Source organism: Belliella filtrata (assembly GCF_022549775.1).
Lineage (GTDB): Bacteria > Bacteroidota > Bacteroidia > Cytophagales > Cyclobacteriaceae > Belliella > Belliella filtrata.
The window spans coordinates 1-5,298 of the sequence record NZ_JAKZGP010000114.1 but is presented as its reverse complement, the minus strand read 5'-3'; the positions used below and the strand labels follow the sequence as shown (position 1 = coordinate 5,298).

Below are 5,298 nucleotides of genomic sequence, written 5' to 3'. Positions count from 1 at the left end.
TTCAAATCCAACAATGGAGCTGAAAACTTCTGTGTTATAAGATCCGTCGTGGATACCCTGATCAAACGTTCGGGAAATATCTTAGAAAATCTAAATCATATAGCTAATTTACAACCTGAGTAGTTACTTTCATCCTATTTTTAAAAAAAATAAAATCATCCTAATTATGATAAAATTAAGTTGCTTAGTGTTTTTTGTTATACTCCTTACGGCATGCAATTCAAATGAGAGAATCAGTAAAGAGGTTTTTGAAGATGTCAATAAGAGTATGAAAGTCAAAAAGCTAAATGAATCACAGATCCTTGATGCTGCAATGAAATGGGGTGAGCAGATCAGTAATGCTGCGCAGACTGAGCTAATCAGTACACTACAGAAGGCAATTGAAGAAAAGGGAGTAGAAGGGGCCGTGAGTTTTTGTAACATAGAGGCTTTGCCTTTACTTTCGAAGCTGTCAGATCAATACAATGTTCAAATCAGGAGGGCCAGTAATGATTATAGGAATCCAGAAGATCAACCAAAAGCCTATGAAGTAGATATTTTGGATGCCTATGCTTATAATACAGAGCAAGGGATCAAAAATGAGTCTAATGTTCAAAAGTTAGAAAACGGGGAAGTACTCTTGTTTACCAAAGCGATTCAGATTCCGAATGGTTTGTGCCTGAGCTGTCACGGGGTGCAAGGCGAAGAAATCTCAAGTTCCACACTTAAGATTCTTGATGAATATTATCCTGAGGATAAAGCGAAAGACCATAAAATAGGAGATCTTCGTGGTATGTGGAGTATCAGAATCCCTAGAGCTGAGGTAATCAAAAAATTATAAAGAAATGATCAAGAGAATTGTTTTTTTGGCATTCATATTTGTACTTTTCTTAGCCTGTAATAGAGAAGTAAAAGAACCTTCAATTGATCTACCGACTGGCTGGGAGCTTTTGGAAGTTCCGAGTTCAGCCTCTTTGAGAGGATTGTCTGCATTGACCTCAGAGATCGTTTGGGCTACTGGGTCAAATGGCACTTGGTTACTTACTTCTGATGGCGGGAGCTCCTGGACTTCTGGAGTCATAGCAGGTTTGGATTCGGTAGACTTTAGAGATGTTGAAGCAATAAGTGCTACGACTGCCATTGCAGTGTCCGCTGGTCAGCCAGCGGTTGTTTATAAGACTGTAGATGGAGGCAATACCTGGCAGTTGAAGTATGAAGGGCCTGAAGCAGCTTTTCTAGATGGGGTATCTTTCTATTCTGATCAGAAAGGATATATCATAGGTGATCCGATAGATGGGAAATGGATGGTGTTAGAAACCATAGATGGGGGAGAAAATTGGACTTGGCTAGAAACAAGTCCAAGAGCAGAGGATGGGGAGGGATCATTTGCAGCAAGTGGGTCTACGATAATAGCAACTAAGGATTATTTACTATTTAGTAGTGGAGGGACTTTGAGCAAAGTTTACTATTCGGAGAACGGTGGCAGAAAGTGGAAGGAGAAAAAGACTCCGATAATACAAGGTGAACCCTCGCAAGGAATTTTTTCTCTTTCTAGGATGAATGATCAAAATGTAATAGGAGTAGGAGGAGATTATTTGCAGCCTGATCTAGCAGAAAGGAATGTCATTACGACCAATCTCTTGAGTGAAGCATGGTCAGTTCCATCAGGTAGCTTACCTTCGGGGCATAGATCTGGAGTTGCTTATTTCCCCAGGTATCATTGGGCAATAGCTGTTGGTCCCAATGGATCTGATTATTCTAAAGATGGAGGAGCTAATTGGGTTAGGTTTTCTGACGAAGGTTTTCATGCAGTTGTAATGGACAAAGCCCAAGGGACGGTTTGGGCCTCTGGATCAGAGGGGCGTATTGCCAGATTAGCTTATTGAAAATAATTGGCGAAATATCATTTCAAACAAATCTCAACAACTTTGCTAAATAACGAGTTGTTCTGTTATATTTAGAGATTCAATCAATAAGCCATACACCCAAAGCTTTTTAAAACCTATTACAAATTGGGGTCGAAAGGATTCTGCTTCGTGGTAGGTTGATGATTGAAAATCAATGATTTATTATTAAAAAACTTATAAACCTAAATACCATGTTCGATATCATACCTTCTATATACCTAATCAACGGAAAGTGTGTCCGACTGAAAAGAGGAGATTTTTCGACGGAAGAAGTAATCTCCAATAATCCACTTGAAATAGCGCAGGCATTTGAAGATCATGGAATCAGGTGGCTGCATTTAGTAGATTTGGATGGTGCAAGGAGAGGAGAACCTAAGAACTACCATATCTTAGAGGCAATAGCAGGCTATACCAGCTTGAAAGTTGATTTTACTGGTGGAATATCTACAGATGGAGATGTGAATAAGTCTTTTGAACATGGAGCAGCGGCAGTAACAGCAGCTTCTGTATCTGTAACCTACCCAGAGCGATTTGCTCAGTGGATCATGTCTTATGGAAGAGAAAAAATATTCTTAGCAGCAGATACCAATCCAGCTGATCATAAAATCAAAACAAGAGGCTGGACCAAGAAAACAGAAGTTGACCTTTTTGATCATATTGAAGATTTTTATGGTCGTGGGTTAAAACACCTGAAGTGTACTGATGTCACTCGTGATGGTGTTCTTGAAGGACCAAATTTTGACCTTTACAAGGAAATAGTTGAAAAATTTCCTACGCTTCGCTTAGCAGCAAACGGAGGTGTCAGAAGTATTGCTGATTTTGAGCAATTGAAAGACATTGGTGTCACAGCTGTTGTGTTTGGTAGGGCTTATTATGAAGGGAAGATTACGCTTCAAGACTTAGACCAGTTTATGGCTAAACATGGGAACTAGAGGGAGGTGCTAGAGGTGAGAAATTAGAAGCTAGGAACAAAGAAAGTACCAAGTACCAAGTAAACTCAATTTACAATCACTAAATAGAAAACAGATACTTGAATCGAGATTAAAGACAGTTTGTCTTTTGTCAATTCCTGAAATTGCTTGATACTTTGTCTTTTTCCTTGCTTCTTACTTCTAATATCTAAATCTCATGCATTTTGGCTCTCACCTTTTGTCCTTAATCTCTGGTTCCTAATTGCAGCTTTCGCTTTAGCTCAAATTGATAAAGGTATTCTCCTAGCTCTGCAAAAAAGGGAAAGCCAACCTGATCATATTCATATTGATTATCATTGAGGGTTTGGTTTTCATTTACATATATAATAGCGGACACCAGGAATTCAATGCCTGATTTTTCATCTACAAAGTAGGAAGCATCAAGTAAGTGGCCGTATGCTTGGCCTGTTTTATTGTAGATTTTGAATTGACTGGGAATAGGCGATGTACTGGTACCGAACTTGTAAAATTTAGAATAGCTATCAGGGTAACTAGATTCAGGATATGTTGGATAACTACTATCCTTAGGATACATGGACATGTATTTCAGTAAAAAGATTCTATCACTTTCTGTAATGTCAAATCGCTGATCTTTTGAGTAATTTTCAGGGAAAATCACTCTTTGTAAAATACCATGAAGGTCTGATAATGAAAGTCTATTTTTGAATGTGAAGTCCATAGCGTTATCTATTCTTTGTCCATTATCCAGATAAGCTTTACCAATTTTCGGATTATCCTTGTTTTGATAAATTCGGTCTGTTTGACTGGCAGGGATATGCAGAATAGGGTTGAAATCATCATCATAAAATGTAACGGGATTGAAATGCCTATTTTCCTCTGTTGACATTGGAATATTTAGCCTATGATTGATTATGGTGTTCGTAAGGCCTTTTGCCGCAAACTTCGAATTGATATAATCTTGGCCAAGTAGCTCATAAAGTCTGTTGTAAGCGTCATTGTCACTTACAAGAAGTATTTTTTTTATGTAATGTCCTATGCTGGGATATCTATTTACAGCACTGGAATCATAAAGTGCAGGAGACTGAGAACTCCTGATGCTGTCCGTAAGCATAGGAGAATCAGGTGTAAGTTTAGGGTTGGCTTGTTCGTTTAGCCATTCAAGAGCCAAAATAGCCACTGGCAGCTTGACCGTACTTGCGGGGTAGAAATATTTATTATCGTTGAGATTAAAGGAGAAATGTTCAATTGATCGATTGCCTTCATCATCTTCATTGATTTGAGAATAAAGTATTTGAACTTGATATTTATCAGGGTTCTCAATCACACTTTTCAATATGGGAAAATCCTCACTAATATTTTTGAAAGGAATGTCCTCTTTTTGGGTGCAAGCACATAGTATTAAGAAGGCTATATACGTGTGTAGGATTCTTTTCATGTTTGTTGGATTTGTAGGATGTAATTTAACCAAACTATTTTAATTATCTATTTGAGCGCTTCTTTCCATCCCTCTAAAGTCCACAGAAATCGTCTTTAGGAATCTTTGAGGGTTCAAGATTGAGTGAATATCATTCAATCAAATTAGACTTATGGACTTAGGAAAATATTAACTCTCGAAGGGTTCTTATGCTTAAGGATTGTTAAAGGCGATTTCCCTGCCGTAAAGTCCAAATACTTTTTTGGTGCAATGGAAAATACCTACCTTTGTACTGACGATACAAAAATAATCACCTATATATTATGCAAGAATATTTGGAGACTTTCGGAATATCCAGTGAAGTATTCAATTACCTGATCATGCCACTTTTGATATTTTTCGCACGGGTATCAGATGTGACTATCAATACCCTCCGAATCATGTTTATGCTCAATGGTAAGAAAAAAGTTGCACCCGTTCTAGGCTTCTTTGAAGCCCTCATTTGGCTGTTGGCGATAGGACAGATTTTCCAGAATATCAATAATCCCATGTCTTATTTTGCCTACGCAGGTGGATTTGCCATGGGTACCTATGTGGGTATGACAATTGAAGAAAAATTGGCATTGGGTCGTGTGTTGGTGCGGGTAATTACTCCTGCTCCGATGCCAGAGTTGATAGATTATATGAAAGATCAAAACTTCAGATTCACCAATGTAGGTGCAGAAGGAAGGTATGGGAAAGTCAATTTACTTTTTACTGTAATGAAAAGAGATGCACTACCAGAATTTGTAAGTAAGGTCAAAAAATTGAATCAGAATGCTTTTTACACCATTGAAAGTGTGAAACGAGTGAGTGAAGATGACGTCTTGAATGTAATGGAGGACAGACCAAAGTTTACTACAAAACTATGGAGTAAAATCAGAAAGTAACCGATTTTCCCAGCAATTCCGAGCATAAATTTTCAAGTTGATTGTTAGGTTGTTACAACTATGCTTAAGAATTAATCTTCGGGCTATTCAAAAGGAACGTAAAAAATCCTATATAACTGAACCTGAGTTACATGCAT

The 5,298-nt window shown here is 37.9% G+C and carries 5 protein-coding genes; 4 read left to right on the top strand and 1 reads right to left on the bottom strand.

The window, feature by feature from the left end; genetic code table 11:
- Positions 1 to 166: 166 nt before the first annotated feature.
- The 3 genes from MM239_RS20495 to MM239_RS20485 all read left to right on the top strand — a co-directional run bounded on the left by MM239_RS20495 (position 167) and on the right by MM239_RS20485 (position 2,818).
- Positions 167 to 820, top strand: a complete 654-nt coding sequence (locus MM239_RS20495) for a Tll0287-like domain-containing protein (protein WP_241350196.1) — start codon at positions 167 to 169, stop codon at positions 818 to 820.
- 4 nt (positions 821 to 824) lie between these two features.
- On the top strand, positions 825 to 1,865 hold the full coding sequence (locus MM239_RS20490; protein ID WP_241350195.1) for a YCF48-related protein: 1,041 nt from the start codon (positions 825 to 827) through the stop codon (positions 1,863 to 1,865).
- Between the two features lie 212 nt (positions 1,866 to 2,077).
- Positions 2,078 to 2,818 (top strand): 1-(5-phosphoribosyl)-5-[(5-phosphoribosylamino)methylideneamino]imidazole-4-carboxamide isomerase, encoded by a 741-nt coding sequence (locus MM239_RS20485; protein WP_241350194.1) that lies wholly within the window; start codon positions 2,078 to 2,080, stop codon positions 2,816 to 2,818.
- Positions 2,819 to 3,041: 223 nt separating this feature from the next.
- Here MM239_RS20485 and MM239_RS20480 read toward each other — a convergent pair whose 3' ends face one another.
- Positions 3,042 to 4,253 (bottom strand): serine hydrolase, encoded by a 1,212-nt coding sequence (locus MM239_RS20480; protein ID WP_241350193.1) that lies wholly within the window; start codon positions 4,251 to 4,253, stop codon positions 3,042 to 3,044.
- 302 nt (positions 4,254 to 4,555) lie between these two features.
- On the opposite strand from MM239_RS20480, the gene MM239_RS20475 reads away from it, so the two are divergent.
- Positions 4,556 to 5,161 (top strand): DUF2179 domain-containing protein, encoded by a 606-nt coding sequence (locus MM239_RS20475; protein ID WP_241350192.1) that lies wholly within the window; start codon positions 4,556 to 4,558, stop codon positions 5,159 to 5,161.
- Positions 5,162 to 5,298 lie beyond the last annotated feature (137 nt).

Excerpts from the sequence above, each read along its gene's own strand:
- MM239_RS20475 (WP_241350192.1), top strand. The coding sequence starts at position 4,556 with ATGCAAGAATATTTGGAGACTTTCGGAATATCCAGTGAAGTATTCAAT.
- MM239_RS20480 (WP_241350193.1), bottom strand. The coding sequence starts at position 4,253 with ATGAAAAGAATCCTACACACGTATATAGCCTTCTTAATACTATGTGCT.
- MM239_RS20490 (WP_241350195.1), top strand. The coding sequence starts at position 825 with ATGATCAAGAGAATTGTTTTTTTGGCATTCATATTTGTACTTTTCTTA.
- MM239_RS20485 (WP_241350194.1), top strand. The coding sequence starts at position 2,078 with ATGTTCGATATCATACCTTCTATATACCTAATCAACGGAAAGTGTGTC.
- MM239_RS20495 (WP_241350196.1), top strand. The coding sequence starts at position 167 with ATGATAAAATTAAGTTGCTTAGTGTTTTTTGTTATACTCCTTACGGCA.